General features: G+C 35.2%; 12 protein-coding genes. 11 read left to right on the top strand and 1 reads right to left on the bottom strand.

Annotated features, from left to right (window positions below):
• The first annotated feature begins 68 nt into the window (after nucleotides 1-68).
• The 11 genes from prmB (at nucleotide 69) to recB (ending at nucleotide 14,249) form a co-directional block, all read left to right on the top strand.
• The gene (gene prmB / locus ACYH9I_RS04130) at nucleotides 69-962 is read left to right on the top strand and encodes a 50S ribosomal protein L3 N(5)-glutamine methyltransferase (protein WP_483559143.1); all 894 of its coding nucleotides are present in this window, start codon (nucleotides 69-71) and stop codon (nucleotides 960-962) included.
• Between the two features lie 30 nt (nucleotides 963-992).
• The gene (gene aroC, locus ACYH9I_RS04125) at nucleotides 993-2,066 is read left to right on the top strand and encodes a chorismate synthase (RefSeq protein ID WP_483559142.1); all 1,074 of its coding nucleotides are present in this window, start codon (nucleotides 993-995) and stop codon (nucleotides 2,064-2,066) included.
• Complete coding sequence (locus ACYH9I_RS04120; protein ID WP_483559140.1) at nucleotides 2,063-2,815, top strand: TSUP family transporter; 753 nt, start codon at nucleotides 2,063-2,065, stop codon at nucleotides 2,813-2,815. The genes aroC and ACYH9I_RS04120 overlap by 4 nt, the downstream gene beginning before the upstream one ends.
• 196 nt (nucleotides 2,816-3,011) lie before the next feature.
• The gene (locus ACYH9I_RS04115; protein ID WP_483559138.1) at nucleotides 3,012-3,935 is read left to right on the top strand and encodes a LysR family transcriptional regulator; all 924 of its coding nucleotides are present in this window, start codon (nucleotides 3,012-3,014) and stop codon (nucleotides 3,933-3,935) included.
• Between the two features lie 148 nt (nucleotides 3,936-4,083).
• Nucleotides 4,084-4,353, top strand: coding sequence for a 30S ribosomal protein S15 (gene rpsO, locus ACYH9I_RS04110; RefSeq protein ID WP_065567223.1), 270 nt, complete (start codon nucleotides 4,084-4,086; stop codon nucleotides 4,351-4,353).
• Between the two features lie 307 nt (nucleotides 4,354-4,660).
• Nucleotides 4,661-6,775, top strand: coding sequence for a polyribonucleotide nucleotidyltransferase (gene pnp, locus ACYH9I_RS04105; RefSeq protein ID WP_483559135.1), 2,115 nt, complete (start codon nucleotides 4,661-4,663; stop codon nucleotides 6,773-6,775).
• A gap of 27 nt (nucleotides 6,776-6,802) precedes the next feature.
• Nucleotides 6,803-7,663 (top strand): lipoprotein NlpI, encoded by an 861-nt coding sequence (nlpI, locus tag ACYH9I_RS04100; RefSeq protein ID WP_483559134.1) that lies wholly within the window; start codon nucleotides 6,803-6,805, stop codon nucleotides 7,661-7,663.
• A gap of 351 nt (nucleotides 7,664-8,014) precedes the next feature.
• On the top strand, nucleotides 8,015-9,781 hold the full coding sequence (locus ACYH9I_RS04095; protein ID WP_483559132.1) for a DEAD/DEAH family ATP-dependent RNA helicase: 1,767 nt from the start codon (nucleotides 8,015-8,017) through the stop codon (nucleotides 9,779-9,781).
• Between the two features lie 241 nt (nucleotides 9,782-10,022).
• Nucleotides 10,023-10,319, top strand: coding sequence for a YfcZ/YiiS family protein (locus ACYH9I_RS04090; protein WP_483559131.1), 297 nt, complete (start codon nucleotides 10,023-10,025; stop codon nucleotides 10,317-10,319).
• A gap of 10 nt (nucleotides 10,320-10,329) precedes the next feature.
• The gene (gene sixA / locus ACYH9I_RS04085) at nucleotides 10,330-10,788 is read left to right on the top strand and encodes a phosphohistidine phosphatase SixA (protein WP_483559129.1); all 459 of its coding nucleotides are present in this window, start codon (nucleotides 10,330-10,332) and stop codon (nucleotides 10,786-10,788) included.
• A complete protein-coding gene (recB, locus tag ACYH9I_RS04080) occupies nucleotides 10,767-14,249 on the top strand; it encodes an exodeoxyribonuclease V subunit beta (RefSeq protein WP_483559128.1) in 3,483 nt (1,160 codons plus the stop codon). The genes sixA and recB overlap by 22 nt, the downstream gene beginning before the upstream one ends.
• Nucleotides 14,250-14,368: 119 nt before the next feature.
• On the opposite strand, the gene ACYH9I_RS04075 is transcribed toward recB, so the two are convergent.
• A complete protein-coding gene (locus ACYH9I_RS04075; protein ID WP_483559126.1) occupies nucleotides 14,369-15,145 on the bottom strand; it encodes a hypothetical protein in 777 nt (258 codons plus the stop codon).
• Nucleotides 15,146-15,282 lie beyond the last annotated feature (137 nt).

Raw genomic sequence — 15,282 nt, 5'->3', positions numbered from 1 at the left:
ACCCCATTGAAGGCAGTCGCCTAGAATGACAAGTAACGCCTTCCTCTCCTAAAGCATTTGGAGTCATTATGGAAAACTTACGCACAGTTCAGGACTTTATACGCTGGACAGCATCGCAACTTAATCTATCGGATGTCTTTTTAGGGCATGGTACGGATAATCCTATTGATGAATCTAAACAACTAATTTTAGCAACATTGGGGTTGTCGTTGTTTATCCCTACGGAATTTTATTCCGCAAATTTGACTAATGACGAAAAAAATCAACTTTTTGATGTTATTCAAAAACGAATTAAAGATCGTGTACCAACCCCTTATTTGACTAATCAAGCTTGGTTTTGTGGCCATTCTTTTTACGTTGATGAACGTGTATTAATTCCTCGCTCTCCTATTGGTGAACTCATCAATAAACATTTTGAACAGCTAATATTCGCTGAGCCTAAAAATATTTTAGATTTGTGTACAGGCAGCGGTTGTATTGGTATTGCTTGTGCTTATGAGTTTGCTGATGCTCAAGTTGATATCACCGATATTTCATTAGAAGCATTAGATATTGCACAAACAAATATTGAAATGCACGAAATGGATTTTCGAGTTACGCCTATTTTGTCAGATTTATTTAATGATGTGCCTGTAAAACAATATGACTTAATTGTCACAAATCCACCTTATGTTGATAGTGAAGATATGAGTGATTTACCAGATGAGTTTTTATATGAACCTAAATTAGCATTAGAGGCGGGTTTTGATGGTTTAGATTTGGTAAAAACAATTTTACGAGATGCGATAGATTATTTAGCACCAGCGGGTATATTAGTCTGTGAAGTTGGCAATAGCTGGATTAGCTTACAGCAACAATATCCAAATGTCCCATTTAATTGGATTGAATTTAAGCATGGTGGTCTGGGCGTGTTTGCGATCACTCGTGAAGAGTTGATTCAATATCATTACTGTTTTAAATAAGCTGCTTTCAATAATTGGAATAAATTTATTATGGCTGGAAACTCAATCGGAAAATTATTCAAAGTGACCACATTTGGTGAATCACACGGTGTAGCATTAGGGTGTATTGTCGATGGTGTTCCACCTGGACTTGCATTAACTGAATCAGATATGCAACATGACCTTGACCGTCGTAGACCTGGTTCATCTCGTTATACTACTCAACGCCGAGAAGCCGATCGAGTCAAAATCTTATCAGGTGTATTTGAGGGTGTGACAACAGGTACAAGTATTGGATTACTTATTGAAAACACCGATCAACGTTCTCAAGATTATAGCAAAATTAAAGATATCTTTAGACCAAGCCATGCAGATTATACTTATCAAAATAAATATGGTATACGCGATTATCGTGGTGGTGGTCGTTCTTCTGCTCGTGAAACTGCCATGCGTGTTGCCGCTGGCGCGATTGCAAAAAAATATCTGCAAGAAAAGCTTGGCATAACCATTCGTGGTTATTTGGCTCAGATGGGCGATGTAAAATGTGAATTAAAAGATTGGCAACAAGTTGAAAAAAACCCATTTTTTTGCGCTGATGAAAGCAAATTAGAAGCACTTGATCAGTTGCTCAGAACACTGAAAAAAGAAGGTGACTCAATTGGTGCTAAAGTCTGTATTGTTGCCGAAAACGTTCCAGTAGGATTTGGTGAACCCGTATTTGACAAATTAGATGCTGAACTTGCACATGCGTTAATGAGTATTAATGCAGTGAAAGGCGTTGAAATTGGTGATGGTTATGCGGTTGTTAATAAACGAGGCAGTGAAAATCGAGATGAAATAACTAAGCAAGGTTTTTTATCTAACCATGCTGGTGGTATTTTAGGGGGGATTAGCTCAGGACAAACGATATTAGCCAGTATCGCCTTAAAGCCAACACCAAGCATTGAAATTGCAGGGCAATCAATCAATATCCATGGCGAGACTGTTGAAGTATCGACCCATGGTCGACATGATCCATGCGTAGGAATACGAGCTGTGCCCATCGCTGAAGCGATGGTTGCTATAGTGCTAATGGATCATTATCTTCGCTATCGTGCTCAATGTAATGATGTCAATTCGCTATGACTTATGAGTTAATTATTTTACTGTTTTTTATTGCTATTTTAGCTGGTTTTATTGATTCAATTGCAGGTGGCGGTGGTTTATTGACTGTGCCCGCTTTACTTGCTGTTGGATTGCCGCCAGCCAGTGCCTTGGCGACCAATAAATTACAAAGCTGTGGTGGTTCATTTTCTGCTAGTTTATATTTTATCCGTCAGCGAATGGTCGATTTAAAGCAGCAAAAGTGTTCAATCATGTTTGCTTTTGTTGGATCGGCAGTTGGAACATTGTCGGTTATGCATGTCCAAGTTGATTTTTTAAAGCTATTACTGCCTATTTTAACCATTGGCGTGGGACTTTATTTTTTACTTTCTCCAACCATTGGTGAAAACGATTGTAAAAGTCGCTTTTCACTTATCCAATTTGCACTAATACCAGCTTTGGGAATTGGTTTTTATGATGGATTTTTTGGTCCTGGCGCGGGTTCATTTTATGCGTTAGCTTATATTACACTGGCTGGCTTTAATTTAACTAAAGCGACAGCGCATACCAAAGTATTAAACTTCACTTCAAATTTAGCCGGTTTACTGTTTTTTATTGTTGGTGGCGAAGTGATATGGTCAATTGGACTTATCATGTTAGTTGGTCAATTTATAGGTGCAAGACTTGGTGCTAAGATGGTCATTGCTAAAGGTCGCAAATTAATCAGACCAATGCTAATTACTGTTTCAACGCTTATGAGTATAAAATTAATTTACGAAAACTTCTTTTAATTGCTCACCATTTTAATTATTAACATTTGTTTTTAATCACTATTTTACAGAAGTGCAATAAAGTCGTTGTTAAAAATTTTCATAAAAGTATTTGTTTAAGTATAAAAACGATAACAATTATTTACTTCACTTTAATATCATTTAGTATATATTTGTGCTCAGCAAGATAGTTTGTGTTAAGGCATTAACTGATATTATGAAACTTCAACAACTACGTTATATTTTAGAAATTGCACGTTCAGGCTCAATTAATGAGGCAGCTAAAAATTTGTACATTACACAACCGAGTTTATCAACGGCGGTAAAAGATTTAGAAGCTGAATTTGGTATTGAAATTTTTGTACGTACCTCCAAAGGCGTTTCTCTTTCGACCGATGGTGTTGAGTTTTTAGGTTATGCTAAACAAGTTTTAGATCAGGCTGAGTTATTGGAACAACACTATTCAAAAAAAGCACCTTCTAAGCAGCTATGTAGTATATCTACCCAACATTATGCTTTTGCGGTCAATGCTTTTGTTAATTTAATAAAAAAAAATCATACGGATGAATACGAGTTTACACTCAGAGAAACAAGAACATATGATATTATCACCGACGTCGCCAATTTACGCAGCGAAGTTGGCATCTTATATTTGACTGATTTTAACCAAAAGGTAATTTTGCGACTACTGAAAGAACATCGATTAACATTTAATCCACTTTTTGAAGCGCATCCTCATGTATTTATTAGTACTCATCATCCATTAGCGGGAATGAAGTCATTAACATTAGATGATTTAGAGGATTATCCTTATCTCTCTTTCGAGCAGGGAGAATATAATTCGTTTTATTTTTCAGAAGAGATTTTAAGTACGGTGTACCATAAAAAAAGTATTCATGTGAGTGATAGGGCAACTTTGTTTAATCTATTGCATGGACTTAATGGTTATACCATTAGTACAGGGGTGTTAAGTACGGATTTAAATGGTTCTGATATTTTATCAATACCTTTAGATGTAGATGAAAAAATCTTAATTGGTTGGATCACATCACAAAAAGCTCAATTGAGTCTATCTGCTCAAAATTATATTGAGGCATTAAAAAAACTCATTCAAGAGGAGTATGGTTTTGAACTAAAGTAAATCTTGTGGTTAACTAAGTAAATCAAATTGCTATTTTAACAAATTTCAGTATAATTATGCAGTTCATATATTTCTATATGAATATTGAGGAATGTCTGAATTAGAGATCGGTCATTCCATATTTTATATTTATTTGAAGAGGTTTATTATGTCTCTAACTGTAGAAGCTAAAGCGAAAATCGTTGCTGAATATGGTCGTGGTACTAACGATACAGGTTCAACTGAAGTTCAAGTTGCTCTTTTAACTGCACGTATTAATGATTTACAAGGTCATTTTTCTGAGCACAAAAAAGATCACCATAGCCGTCGCGGTCTATTACGTATGGTGTCTAGCCGTCGTAAATTATTAGATTATTTACGTCGTAAAGATATTGAACGTTACAGCCAATTGATTAAAAAGCTAGGTTTACGTCGCTAATTCATCATCTACTTGAAAAGAGGCTTAGGCCTCTTTTTCGTTGTGAAAAATTGGCACTCTGATATAATACAGAGCTCGAAAAAATTAATATTTTATGAAGTCAACAAAGTAAAGATTGTATCTCATGTTTCGCGCGACTAATGAGAGCTCTATAATTTATAGATTTGTCATTAGTCGTGACAGTGAAATAATCTTTTTGTTGAATTTATCCCCACATTGTTGAAGAGAATATCAATAAGTGCAGCATAATGCTGCTTCCTGTCGAAATATCAAACTTCAACATAATAAATAACAAGAGGACATTATTTTGTTTAATCCGACTTATCAAAAATTCCAATATGGTCGTCATACTGTTACTTTAGAAACAGGCATTATGGCTCGTCAAGCAACTGCCGCGGTTATGGTTAATATGGATGATACCGCCGTATTTGTTACCGTTGTTGCCAATAAAAAAGTGAAAGAAGGTCAAGACTTTTTTCCACTAACAGTCAATTACCAAGAACGTACCTATGCAGCAGGGCGAATTCCCGGTGGTTTTTTTAAACGTGAAGGTCGCCCAAGTGAAGGCGAAACATTAATTGCACGTTTGATAGACCGTCCACTTCGTCCATTATTCCCTGAAGGATTTGTTAATGAAATCCAAATTATTGCAACCGTTGTTTCAGTAAACCCAGATGTGAGCCCAGACTTAGTTGCTATGATTGGTGCTTCTGCTGCGCTTTGCTTATCAGGTGTGCCATTCCATGGCCCTATTGGTGCTGCGCGTGTTGGTTTTATTAATGATGAATTTGTATTAAATCCATCTGTAAAAGAACTTGCTACAAGTCGTTTAGATTTAGTGGTTGCTGGAACTAAAAGTGCAGTATTAATGGTTGAATCTGAAGCTGATTTACTTACTGAAGATCAAATGTTAGCGGCGGTGGTATTCGGTCATGAACAACAACAAGTTGTTATTGATAATATTAATGAATTTGTAAAAAAAGCCAATTGTGAAAAATGGGATTGGGTAGCACCAGCTAAAAACGAAGTATTATATAATGCCATTATTGAACTCGCTAAAGAACGTTTAGGTGAAGCTTATCGTATAACCGAAAAACAAGCGCGTTATGCTCAAATCGATTTAATCAAAGAAGAAGTATTAGCCGCACTAAAAGAACAAAATGAAGAGATTGATGAAAACGAAGTGCTTAATATTATCGTCGATTTAGAAAGCCAAATTGTTCGTAAGCGTGTTATTGCGGGCGAACCTCGTATTGATGGTCGTGAAAAAGATATGATTCGTGCACTTGATATCCGCACGGGTGTTTTACCAAGAACGCATGGTAGTGCACTGTTTACACGTGGTGAAACACAAGCATTAGTCACGGCAACATTAGGTACAGAACGTGATGCACAAATTATTGATGAACTAACGGGTGAATATACTGAACGTTTCTTACTTCATTACAATTTTCCTCCATATTCTGTTGGCGAAACAGGTATGGTTGGATCACCAAAGCGTCGTGAAATCGGTCATGGTCGCTTAGCCAAACGCGGTGTTGCGGCAGTAATGCCAAGTCGTGAAGAATTTCCATATACTGTCCGAGTGGTATCAGAAATTACTGAATCAAATGGCTCATCTTCAATGGCTTCTGTTTGTGGAGCTTCACTTGCGCTTATGGATGCTGGCGTGCCAATTAAATCATCTGTTGCTGGTATTGCGATGGGCCTAGTCAAAGAAGGCGATCAATTTGTGGTATTGTCAGATATTCTTGGTGATGAAGATCATCTTGGTGATATGGACTTTAAAGTAGCAGGTACGCGTGAAGGTGTTAGTGCATTACAAATGGATATCAAAATTGAAGGTATCACTAAAGAGATTATGCAAGTAGCGCTTAATCAAGCAAAAGGTGCACGTTTACACATTTTAGGTGTAATGGAGCAAGCAATTAATAAACCTCGTCAAGAAATTTCTGAATTTGCACCGCGCATTTATACGATGAATGTTAATCCTGACAAAATCCGCGATATTATCGGTAAAGGTGGGGCAACTATTCGAGCTTTAACTGAAGAAACAGGGACTACTATAGAAATCACTGACGATGGTACAGTTAAGATTGCAGCTTCAGATGGCAATAAAGCTAAAGATGCAATGGCACGTATTACTAATTTAGTTGCTGATGTCGAAATTGGTAAAATTTATACAGGGAAAGTTACTAGAATCGTTGATTTTGGTGCTTTTGTATCTGTTATTGGCGGAAAAGAAGGACTTGTCCATGTTTCTCAAATTGCTGATCATCGAGTCGAAAAAGTGGCTGATTATTTAAAAGTAGGCCAAGAAGTGAATGTGAAGGTACTCGAAATTGATCGTCAAGGCAGAATTCGGTTAAGCATGAAAGATGCTGTTGAGTCGGCAGAAGACTTAGCTCCGACTGCAGAATAAAACTGTGATTCACTCTAGGGGGTAAAAGTGAAATTATTCAACCTGAGGATTGTATACTGCTTTTTGCTAGCTGTTATTCTTTTGTCGGGTTGTTCTAACTCTCAGCCTTTGCTGGCTGTTCCTGAGCAAGTTTCATATGATGACGAATTAAAAATTGCTCAGATCAGCCAACAGTTATCAAGAAAAGATCTTGATACTGTAACGCGAATGCAACTTATCTTTGAGCGTGGTATTGTTTACGATTCATTAGGTTTTAAAGCTTTTGCACAAAGTGATTTTTCGTATTTGTTAAATTTTAATCCAGAAATCCCGGATATTTATAATTTTTTGGGTACTTATGCGCTCAGAGAAGGTAATTTTGATGAAGCTTTAACATCGTTTAATACAACGTTAGAGCTTGATCCTACTTATGCTTATGCTTACTTAAATCGTGCAATTTCATTATATCGTACAGGGCATTATCAAGCCGCTAAGCGCGATGCATTACAGTTTTATCAATATGATGTGAATGAACCCATCAGGATTTTATGGCTTTATTTGATTGAGAAGGAAATCAACAATAAAGTTGCCCAAAATGAGCTACAAAAACGTTATGATCTGATTAATGATAAAACGATTTATAGTGGCAATATTATTGCATTTTATTTAGGCAAAATAAGCGAGTCTAAATTAATGCAGAATCTTCAGCAAGGTGTTGAAAATAATCGGCAGTTAGCCGAACGCCTTTGTGAAGCCTACTTTTACTTAGGTAAGTATTATCAAAGTAAAGGTGACAATGAGCGTGCCAAAATGTTATTTAAATATGCTTTAGCTAATAATATTTATAACTATGTTGAACATCAACAGGCACTCTATGAAATAAAGTTACTTGAAGAGAAAGAAAAGTAACAAGGGTCATGCCAGTTTTAAAAGTGAAAATATTGTTATAGCGTAGTTCTGATTTGCCAATAATATATTCTTAATATTTGATAATGTAGTTAGCTTTATCTTAGATATATCAATTATCTTAAAATTTATATTGTTTCTATATTGGATAATTGTTGGAGTTATATTGGCAGTTAGTTATTGGGGTGAGTTGTAAATTTTCAATTTAGTGAGCTGGCATAAATTTATATCTGCTTTCTTTATTTGGTTTAGCAAAAATAAGACATATTAAAATTGGTGTTAGTTAATAATCATCAATCTTTTTGTTAACTAAATAAGCAAGTTTATATATTCAAAATTTATAAGCGAGTTTACATGACAACAGAAGTTTCTTTTATTGACCTTGGTTTATCCGAAGATATTCTTAACGCATTAAATGATCTTGGTTTTAGCAAGCCATCACCAATCCAAACAGAGTGTATTCCTTTATTATTAAAGGGGAACGATGTATTAGGAATGGCACAAACGGGTAGCGGTAAAACTGCTGCGTTTTCAATTCCCTTTTTAATGAATATTGATGCAAACTTAAAAGCACCACAACTTTTAGTTCTAGCACCAACGCGTGAATTGGCTATGCAAGTTGCAGATGCCTGCTCTGAATATTCAAAATATATGAAGGGAATAAAAGTACTTGCTTTATATGGTGGTCAACGTTACGACGTTCAGTTACGCGCGTTGAAACAAGGTCCACAGATTGTAGTCGGTACACCTGGTCGTTTGTTAGATCATCTTAATCGTAAAACACTAGATCTTTCTAATCTGAAGGGTTTAGTGCTTGATGAAGCTGATGAAATGCTAAGGATGGGGTTTATTGATGATGTTGAAAGCATCATGGCAACGATTCCCGAAAATCATCAAACAGCATTATTTTCAGCAACGATGCCAGCACCTATTCGTCGTATTACTAAACGATTTATGAATAATCCAAAAGAAGTTCAAATTAAAGGTACTAATCAAACAGCACCTGATATTGACCAAAGTTATTGGCTTGTTCGCGGTATGCGTAAAAATGAAGCGATTGTTCGTTTTTTAGAAGCAGAAGATTTTGATGCTGCTATTATTTTTGTTAGAACAAAATCAGCTACTTTAGATGTGGCAGAAGTACTTGAAAAACACGGCTATAGTTGTGCTGCATTAAATGGTGATATGACACAACAATTACGTGAGCAAACATTAGATCGTTTACGGAATGGGCGTTTAGATATTTTAATTGCAACAGATGTTGCTGCTCGTGGTTTAGATGTTGAACGCATTAGCTTAGTGATTAACTATGACATTACATTGGATTCTGAATCTTATGTTCACCGTATTGGTCGTACAGGACGAGCTGGCCGTGCTGGACGTGCTATTTTATTCGTTGATAGTCGTGAACGTCGTTTGCTTAAAAATATTGAGCACACCATTAAAAAGCCAATTCCAGAAATTGGATTACCATCAAAAGAATTACTTGAAAAACGTCGTCTAGCTAAGTTTACCCAGCAAGTTCAAAAACAGTTAGAAAGTAGTGATTTAGAACAATATCAAACCTTATTATCACAAATACAGGCTAATAGTGGTACTGATCTGGAAACATTAGCAACAGCATTATTAAAATTAGCTCAAGGCGAACGTCCACTCATTCTTCCACCTGATCCTGTATTTAAACCATCACGAGATACCCGTGATTTTGATGGTCGTGGAGGAGAACGTCGTTTACGTGGGGATAACCGTGAAACACCAAAACGTCGTGAACGTCGCGATGTAGGCGACATGGATATGTATCGTATCGAAATTGGTAAAGAAAATGGTGTAGAAGTTCGTCATATCGTTGGCGCTATTGCTAATGAAGCCGATATTAGTAGTCGTTATATTGGTAATATTAAGCTTTATGAGACTTACTCTACAGTTGAATTGCCAAAAGGGATGCCAAAAGACATATTAAAACACTTTGAAAAAGTAAGAGTGCTTAATCAGCCAATGAAAATGAGTCTTGTTAGCGGAGCATCCTCTGATGCTAAGCGTGGGCGTAAAAGCAATAAATTTGATGCATCAGATAAAGCGGGCGCTAAAAAACGTGGTCGCCCTTCAGCACCTAAATTTTAGTTCGACTAACCTTTGCCCAAGTGGCAAAGGTTTTTTTATTCATTTCATACGTATTATTACCAGTCCCTTCCAGTAGAGTCATATAATCAATGCTAATCAAATATTGGTTCTATTTAACTTATAGTTATTAAAAAATAGAGGTTCTTAATTGTATTACTTTAACTGAAATAATAGCATTTTGCCCTAAGTTATGATTGAGAGTATACTGTTAGCAATATTAACTAGGAAATTGAGGTATAGAATGACAGATTCTTTAAACAAATGTAAAGCAAACGAAACTGCAGCGTGTTGTTGTGTGGATGTTGGCACAATCATTGACAACGAAGATTGTAGCGCAGAGTATGATCACGTTTTTGCAACAGAGTCAGAAGCTCAAGCCAAATTAGCTTTATTGACCCAAGCAGCCGAAGATGTTGCAACTGAACCATGTGAAATCACAAGCCGCCTTGAAAAGGTTAACAATGGTTTTAAATTAACTGCTAAATTCACTTTTTGTTGTGGTGCTGAATGCATGATTTTTCAATTAAAATTACGCTAATTAAATATTTATGAAAGTTTGTATTATGAGACACGGTGAAGCAGGATTTTCAGCTTCATCGGATTCAAGTCGCACGTTAACGAATTATGGTATCGAGCAGTCAAATCAAGCAGGAATATGGCTTAAACAGCAAAACTATCGATTTGATTTTGGTTTAGTTAGTCCTTACCTACGAGCTCAACAAACATTAACCGAATTATCGTCACACGTTAGTGTTGCAAGCGTTGAAACTCATTCGTTTTTAGTGCCCGGTGGTAGTCCATCTGATGTTGCCGATGTGTTAACGCTGTTGTTAAATGATGGTGTTGAAAATGTGATTGTGGTATCGCATTTGCCTTTAGTGGGCTATTTAGTTAATGAACTGTGTCCGCAAGTTTCTCCCCCTATGTTTCCTACTGCTGCAATTGCTTGTATTAGTTTATCGCCCAACTCTGCAGGGAAGTTTGAATGGTTTCATCAAGCGGAGTAAAAAAACTTAATCTTTTTGATTTACCTTTAACTGGTCGAACTTTGATTGAAGCATCAGCTGGAACAGGTAAAACTTATTCGCTTGCCTTCATTTACTTAAGGTTATTACTTGGCATTGGTCAAAATAGTCACCCAATACCTTTAGAAGTTAATGAAATTTTAGTGGTTACCTTTACCAAAGCGGCAACTCAAGAACTACGCTCGCGGATAAGACAAAATATTCAAGAATTGCGAATTGGATTGCTAAAAGGGCAACATCAAGATCCTATTTATCAAAAATTAATTGATTTAATTGTTGATCGTAAGTTGGCTGTACAACAACTTACAGTAGCTCAACAATCAATGGATGATGCAGCAATTTATACTATACATAGTTTTTGTCAGCGAATACTTACTAGTCACGCCTTTGAATCTGGCGTTTTATTTGAACAAACGCTTATTTCTGATGAGAATCAACTAAAATTGCGAGTGGTACAAGATTTTTGGCGACACTATTTTACTCCACTTGATAAACCGCTTGCTCATTTAGTACTTGCTACATGGCAAGATCCAACCTCATTATTGAAAGATATTAGTCCATATTTAGGCCTAAATCTTAACGATGATACCAAGGTAAACTCAGATATTAGTGTAACAATTAAGGCATTCTACCAAAAGAATTATCAAAAGATTGAAGATATTAAACAGTCGTGGTTAGCATCGACAGATGAATTAGTTGATATCATCATTCAATCGGGCATCAGTAAACAATCTTATAGTAGTCGATATTTGCCTAATTGGGTAAATAAGGTGTCTACATGGGCTAGCAATCCAACGCTAACGTTTGAATTACCAAGCGAACTTGAAAAATTTAAGCAATCAGTTTTAATTGAAAAAACGAAAGAAGGAAAAGTTGCGCCATGTCATTTTGTTTTTGAACAAATTGACAACCTATATCAACAGCCATTTAATTTACGCAGCCAAATCTTAATGGATATTGTTAGTGTGATTCAAAAAGGGATCTATAATGAAAAAATCAAACAAGGAAAAATGAGCTTTGATGATCTTATTTGGCAACTTAACCGAGCATTACAAGCAAAAACAGGCGAACGATTAGCGAAAAGTATAGCTTCGAAATACCGTGTTGCCTTGATTGATGAATTTCAAGATACCGATCCTGCGCAGTATCAAATTTTTAATCGTATTTATGGCAACCAACAGTCTGAACAAGGTTTGCTGTTTATTGGCGATCCAAAACAAGCGATTTATAGCTTTCGGGGCGCTGATATATTCACTTATTTAAAAGCCAAGCAATCAACGGGAGAAAATTATTTCACTATGGATGTAAACCATCGTTCATCTGCTTCGATGGTTAAAGCTGTTAACCAATTATTTGCTAATAATGATAATCCATTTATATTTAAAGATATTCCTTTCTTACCCATGGATGCTGCAAAACGAAACCAGCAAAAATCTTTACAAATTAATAACCAAGAAGTTGCTGCATTAGCTGCTTATGTATTGCCTGATGATATTGTAACAAATGATGATTATCAAGAACTCATAGCAAGCTGTTGTGCCAACCAAATTGTGACTTTGTTATCTAACTCCTCGCTATTAATTGATAATGAAAAAGAACAACGTCCTGTAACTACTGCTGATATTGCAATCTTAGTGCGTACAGGGCGAGAAGCTAGCATTATTCAGCAAAAATTAGCCAATTGTGGTGTTAAAAGTGTTTATTTATCAAATCATAGTAGTGTCTTTTCTTCAATTGAAGCAAAAGAGGTGTTGAATCTATTACAAGCCGTCTTAATGCCTGAAAATGAAACAAAACTAAGATTAGCATTAATGACCTCGCTCTTGGGGCAAACGATGACCGAGCTTGAGCAAACCAGCGATGACCAAGATAAGTGGGAAAGCTTAGTCGAAGAATTCAAACAATATCAAGCAATTTGGCAATACTATGGTGTATTAGTGATGTTACGCAGAATGATGAGAAAACGTCATTTAGCTGAAAATATCTTAGCTCGCCAAGATGGTGAACGAACATTAACTAACTTAATGCATTTAGGTGAATTACTTCAAGACGCTTCTGACGAATTAGATAGTCCTCATGCCTTAATTCGTTGGTTGACCAAACAAATAGTTAGTCCAGATCTGGATCTAGAAAATCATCAGCAACGGCTTGAAAGTGACGAAAACCTTGTCAAAATAATTACCATTCATAAATCCAAGGGGCTGGAATTCCCAATTGTTTGGTTACCATTTATTTCGATGTATCGTGTGTCTGACAACCAGTTTTATCATGATAAAGATAATGACTATCAACCAACCTATGCATGGTTATTAACTGATGAAATTAAGCAACAAATAGAAGATGAACGCCTTGCTGAAGATTTGCGACTATTATATGTTGCAATGACGCGTTCGGTTTATCATTGTAGTATTGGGCTTGCTTCTTTGAAAAAAAACAGATCGGCTATTAATCATTTATTAAAAGGTGAGTTAAGAACAATTGCCAATATGGCTCATTTAGTTGATGTTCAGTTGCCGATAGAGAGCAAACAATATCTTCCTCCAATTTTACCAAATCAATCATTATCGGCTAACGCATTTACACGTAAGATATCAAACAGTTGGCGAGTCACAAGTTATACAGAATTACAAAAAAATAATCATATTGTAATGGCTTATAATTCCGATATTATTAATGATTGGGATGAATCTACACTCGAATCTGATAACGTTGAACCAAACGATTTACCATACGATATTCACCATTTTCCTAAAGGCGCATATGTCGGTACATTGATGCATAGCATGATGGAAAATATCATGTCAGATAACCTTGATGAACTCTCTGATAAAATGATAAAAAAACTCAATTTAGATTTAGCATGGAGTTATGTAGTAACAAACTGGATGCAACAAATACTTTCGACTCAATTGCATGCGCCGAATTTAATATTGTCACAAGTGCTAAAAGGGAAGTGCATTAACGAATTACAATTTTACCTACCGATACGGAAAACTGTTACTAGCCAGCAATTAGATAGCTTATGTAAACAATATGATTGTTTATCAAAATTATGCCCTGAGTTAGATTTTGACTCCGTACAAGGCATGTTAAAAGGATTTATTGATTTAGTCTTTGAATTTGAAGGTAAATATTATGTGGTCGATTATAAATCAAATTGGCTAGGTGAGAGTGTTGATTCTTATACTCCAAAAGCACTAGAAAAAGTAATGTGCGAGCACCGCTATGACTTGCAATATCAACTTTATAGTTTAGCATTACATCGTTTTTTAAAAAGTCGTTTATTAAATTATCAATACCAAACGCATTTTGGGGGTGTCTATTATCTCTTTTTGCGAGGTATGCCCAAGAATGGTATTTTCTACCATCTACCTGAACAAGCATTTATTGAAGAACTTGATAAGCTATTTGATGGTGAAATGTCGTATAAAAAACACGATTAAATAACTAAAAATGAGCAATCAATACTAGGTTGCCTGTTTTTATTCCTTTAATTTTCTAACTAATTGTATAAATATTTACACTTTTAATAAATCATGGAATGTTGAATTGTTTTTTACAATTACCAATATTCGATTTCTCTTGTTGTTATTACAGTTTCAGTTTCAGAGGAACCTTGATTTTTTCTATATGTGATGGCCTTAGTCCAATCACCATACTTGTTGTACTCATCAAAAGTCGTTTCCGAACTAACAATTTTTTTATCTGGCAAAATTGAATACATTTCTAATTTTATTATTTGTTTTTTTAAGTTATATGAATAATTAAATTGGGTATAAATTTTTAATTTGTCATTTTTAAAAATTTGTTTTTCCAACTTTACGAGTTGAAAATCTTGCCAATGCATTTTAGTTTCAGTTTTTAGTTTACCAACTTCTGTAACAGAAAGAATAATTTTGCCATCTTTAAAAGTATTTATTTGGTTATATTTAAAGTCATTCTCGAAAAGCGTACCATCGTTAACTCCTGATAATTTAATAAAATCATAATTATTATTATCTAATATGAAGTCCCCACCAGTGATATTAATTTGATATAAATGATTATAGTGATTAAATTTTTTATTTTTATAATCAAACTCAAAACTATTTTCAAGCGCATTTGAATTAGTATATTTGGCATGACTTGATAATATATTTCCTGATTTTGTGTATTGATAAGTTTGAACACTTTCTAATTCACCATTAGCTGCTGTTTTAAGCACTTGTTTTTTTATATAACGAGAGTATGGAGCTATCATAGGTTCTTCATTCAAACCTTTAAATTGCTTTGTTGTTGAATCGCAACTGCAAAGGAAAATAGATAAAATTAAATAACAATATGGAATAAAGTGCTTCATTTCTATACCTTGGTGAAAGTAATCATATATAAGTAATAACGCGTATTAACTAAAATCTGTATTGCTTTGTTGATTTAGGACTTTTTGGGAAAATTGAAATATGTGATGCAATTTCAATGTTGGCTAACAATAAGTCC

Source organism: Gilliamella sp. X-23, from assembly GCF_057063545.1.
The sequence above is the reverse complement of the archived record's forward strand: the minus strand, read 5'-3'. Positions and strand labels throughout refer to the sequence as shown.